This window comes from Frankia sp. CcWB2 (assembly GCF_977927585.1).
On sequence record NZ_CDWRCM010000002.1, the window covers coordinates 1 to 3,991 of the forward strand.

The window sequence follows — 3,991 nt, forward strand, 5'->3', positions numbered from 1 at the left end:
AGCCAGCTCTGCGCGCCGCGTACCGCCAGGACGACGTTCACCCCTGTCGGCGCGGGCGTGGTCGCGGTGGGAGCGGCCGGGCTCGTCGAGGCCGGCGGGACGGTCACGGTCGGGGTGAGCCCCACGGCCCCGCCCAGCCCCAGCGCGGCCCTGTCGTCCGAGGAATCGGAGGAACCTGGCAGCAGCAGCGCGAGAGCCGCGATGACACACACCACGACCAGCGAAACGATCATTGCCGGACCCCACCGGAACCCGCCGCGCCGCCGGCGGGACTCCCCGCGCAGCGGATCGAACTCGGCCGAGGGGCCCATCATCAACGGGCCGGTCTGGTGCTCGTGCGAGGCGTCGTAGGCCGCCAGCACCGGCCCGGGATCGAGCCCGAGGGTGGTGGCGATGCTGCGCAGATGCCCGCGGGCATACACCGTGCCGCCGCACTGCGAGAAGTCGTCCTGCTCGATCTGATCGATCAGACCCGCCCTGACCCGGGTGCGCTCGCTGACCTGGGAGACCGTGAGACCGCGGTCACGCCGTGCCGCTGCCAGGATGGACCCGACGCTGTCCCGCGGCTGCGGACCGTCCACGGACTGCATGAGCGAACCTCCGCAACCGTCTTTTCCGCCTACCGTGGACGCGAGGCCTTCAGTTTACGGCGCGTCCCCCGGCGCTGAAAGCGGGGACGTTCCATCGGAGGCTTCCTCATCCGTTACGCAGGGTTATGAGCAGACCCTCCAACTCGTCCGGCATGACCAGCACGTCACGCGCCTTCGAGCCCTCACTCGCGCCGACGATGCCCCGGCTCTCCATCAGGTCCATCAGCCGCCCGGCCTTCGCGAACCCGACCCGCAGCTTGCGCTGCAGCATCGAGGTGGAGCCGAACTGCGTGCTCACCACGAGCTCGACGGCCTGCAGGAAGAGCTGCAGATCGTCTCCGATCTCCTCGTCGATCTCCTTCCTGGCCTCGCCGCCAGCGTCGAACACGTCCTCCCGGAACGCCGGCGGCGCCTGTTCCTTCGTGTGGTCGACGATGGCCGCGATCTCGTCCTCGGAAACGAAGGCACCCTGGATACGGGCGGGTTTGCCCGCTCCCATCGGCAGGAAGAGCGCGTCCCCCAGGCCGACGAGCTTCTCCGCGCCGGCCTGGTCGAGGATCGTCCGGCTGTCCGCCAACGACGCCGTCGCGAAGGCGAGCCGGGACGGCACGTTCGCCTTGATCAGGCCGGTCACCACGTCGACGGAGGGCCGCTGGGTGGCGAGCACCAGGTGGATGCCCACCGCCCGGGCCATGGCGGTGATCCGGCAGATAGAGTCCTCGACGTCGCGCGGCGCCACCATCATCAGGTCGGCGAGCTCGTCGACGATGGCCAGGATGTAGGGGTAGGGCACGTAGACACGTTCGGATCCCGGCGGGGCAGCGATCTCACCGTTACGCACTTTGCGGTTGAAGTCGTCGACGTGACGCACCCCGCACGCGGCGAGGTCCTCGTACCGGTTCTCCATCTCCTTCACGACCCATTGCAGCGCATCGGCCGCCTTCTTGGGATTCGTGATGATCGGCGTGATCAGATGGGGAATACCCTGGTAGTTCGTCAGCTCGACCCGCTTGGGGTCCACCAGCACCATGCGCACCTGGTCAGGGGTGGCCCGGGCCAGCACCGAGGTGATGAGGGTGTTGATACACGTCGACTTGCCGGCTCCAGTCGCCCCGGCGATGAGGATGTGCGGCATCTTGGCCAGGTTGGCGAGCACGTAGCCGCCCTCGATGTCCTTGCCGAGACCGACAACCAGCGGATGCGGGTTGCCGGTCGCCTCCCCGCTGCGCAGGACGTCGCCGAGCGACACCAACTCCCGGTCGGTGTTGGGAATCTCGATACCGACCGCGCTCTTGCCCGGGATCGGACTGATGATCCGCACGTCCGGGCTCTTCACCGCGTACGCGATGTTCTTCGTGAGCTGGATGATCCGCTCGACCTTGACCGCGGCACCGAGCTCGACCTCGTAGCGGGTGACCGTCGGTCCCCGGGTGAAGCCGGTCACCTGGGCGTCCACTTTGAACTGGGCGAACACGTCGGTCAGCGAGGCGATCACCCCGTCGGTCGCGGCCGAGCGGGCCTTGGGCGGCGTACCGGAGCGCAGCAGGGTCGGCGACGGCAGCCGGTAGTCACCGTCGGCCGGGGGGACCAGATGCTCGATCTCGCCGCCGAAGTCCGCGGAACCCGGACCGGGGACACCGGTCGCGGTGTCCGCCGCACCCGCGGTCGCCCGGGCTGTCCGGGCCCGGGCCTTGCGCGGCGGACCGGACGCGGCCCCCGCTACCGGTTCCCCGCCACCGGCGGCCGCACCGCCCGGATCGGGGGCCGTAGTCACGTAGCCGGTGTCCGCCTCCGGGCCGGCGAGCTCGCCGAACAGGTCGAGGGCGAGGTCCCCGGCGGGCGGCCGGGCGGCCGGCCGGGCGACGTCGGCGGCATCGGCGACGTCGGCGACGTCGGCGACGTCGAAGACCTCGCCATCACCCGGGGGCGTTCCCCTGGGCGGGGTCGCCCGACCGCCGCGCCGACGCCGGTCCGTACCCGCCGCCCCGGCCGCGAGCAGGCCGTCGGACAGCTCCGAATCGTCCTCGGGGTCGTCGCGGAAGTCCGCGTCCTCGTCGTACTCGCCGGCGTCCCGGGCGGGACCGCGCACCCCGATGGTGAGCCGATCGACGAGCTCACCGAGCCGCTCGGGCACCTGGCGGACAGGGGTCGCCGTGATGACGAGAACGCCGAAGAACGTCAGCAGCAGCAGCAGCGGAACGGCGACGTACGGCGTCACCGCGCTGGCCAGCGGGAGGCCACCGAGCAGCCCGACGAAGCCACCGGCCGCCCGCATCCGGGCGACGCCGTCCGAGAAGTCGGGCAGGCCACGAGCGATGTGCACCATGCCGAGCAGACCGACGGCGACCGCCGTCCACCCGATCACCACCCGGCCCCGGCTGCCCGGATCGGTCGGGGACCGGACCAGCCGCCACGCGGCGCCCAGACCGAACAGCGGCAGTGCCCAGGCGCCGGCGCCGACCAGCAGCTCCAGGACCGCGGCCACGTACCTCCCCAGCGGCCCGGCGGCGGAGAACCACACCGAGGCAGCGGCCAGGATCGCCCCGCCGAACGCGGTCAGGCCGAGCCCGTCACGCCGGTGCCCTGGATCGATGTGCAGCTCACGGGCGCCCCGGCCGGCCCGGCGCAGCACGGTGCCCAGCGCCGTCGCCGCGCCCATCCACAGCCGGTAGACGCTCTTGACGACTGTCTGGCCGATCAGCAGCGACAGCGGGGGGCGACTCGCCCGGGCCGGTGGACGGGCCGGTGTCCTACCGCGGCCGGCCGCGCGGGACCCGCCTGACCGGCTGGAGCCGCCCGACCGGCCGGAGCTGCCCGACCGGCTGGAGCTGCCCGACCGGCCAGCCGCCGTCGATGCGCGTGCCTTGCCGCCCTGACCGCCGCCCCGCGGGGTACCTTCACCCCGCGAGGTACCTTGACGCCCACCACCGCCCCCCGGCCGGGACGTGGCCGTCTCCGTCTGCGCACGCGTCCGCGCGCCACTGGTCCGTGTGGCCACCGTCGAAACGGTACACACGAGCGTGCCCGAGTACTGGCAACCCCGACGAACCGGGCGCGCCGCAACGCCTCAGACCTCGAGAACCACCGGAACGATCATCGGGCGGCGCCGGTAGTTCTCGTTGACCCAGCGACCGACCGTGCGCCGCACGAGCTGCTGCAGGGCCGTCAGATCGTTCATCCCGGTGCGCATGGCGTCCACCAGCCCGTCGCTGACCAGTTTGGAGACGGAGTCGAAGGTGCCCGGCGCATCGGAGAAACCGCGGGCAGAGAGATCCGGGCCGACGACGACCTTGCCCGCCGCGGCGTCCACCACGACAGTGATCGTGATGAAACCCTCCTCGCCGAGGATCCGGCGGTCCTTCAGGCTCGGCTCACCGACGTCCCCGACCGCGGCGCCATCG

3 protein-coding genes and 1 pseudogene are annotated in these 3,991 nt (G+C 71.8%); 1 reads left to right on the forward strand and 3 read right to left on the reverse strand.

What is annotated here, in order from left to right; all coding sequences use genetic code 11:
- Positions 1–590: helix-turn-helix domain-containing protein (locus ACY45C_RS00755; RefSeq protein ID WP_462185751.1), on the reverse strand; the 590-nt coding region annotated here is incomplete at its 3' end.
- A gap of 106 nt (positions 591–696) precedes the next feature.
- Positions 697–3,249, reverse strand: coding sequence for an FtsK/SpoIIIE family DNA translocase (locus ACY45C_RS00760; RefSeq protein WP_462185752.1), 2,553 nt, complete (start codon positions 3,247–3,249; stop codon positions 697–699).
- A gap of 19 nt (positions 3,250–3,268) precedes the next feature.
- Between ACY45C_RS00760 and ACY45C_RS00765 the strand changes: the two genes are divergently transcribed.
- Positions 3,269–3,466 carry a hypothetical protein gene (locus ACY45C_RS00765; RefSeq protein ID WP_462185753.1) on the forward strand — a complete coding sequence of 66 codons (198 nt, stop codon included), beginning with the start codon at positions 3,269–3,271 and terminating at the stop codon, positions 3,464–3,466.
- A gap of 191 nt (positions 3,467–3,657) precedes the next feature.
- Here ACY45C_RS00765 and ACY45C_RS00770 read toward each other — a convergent pair.
- Positions 3,658–3,991 (reverse strand): annotated as a pseudogene (locus ACY45C_RS00770) (RNase J family beta-CASP ribonuclease); the annotation flags it as partial.

What these genes read in the sequence shown, in the direction of transcription:
- ACY45C_RS00760 (WP_462185752.1), bottom strand. Translation starts at nt 3,249, where the DNA reads ATGGGCGCGGCGACGGCGCTGGGCACCGTGCTGCGCCGGGCCGGCCGG.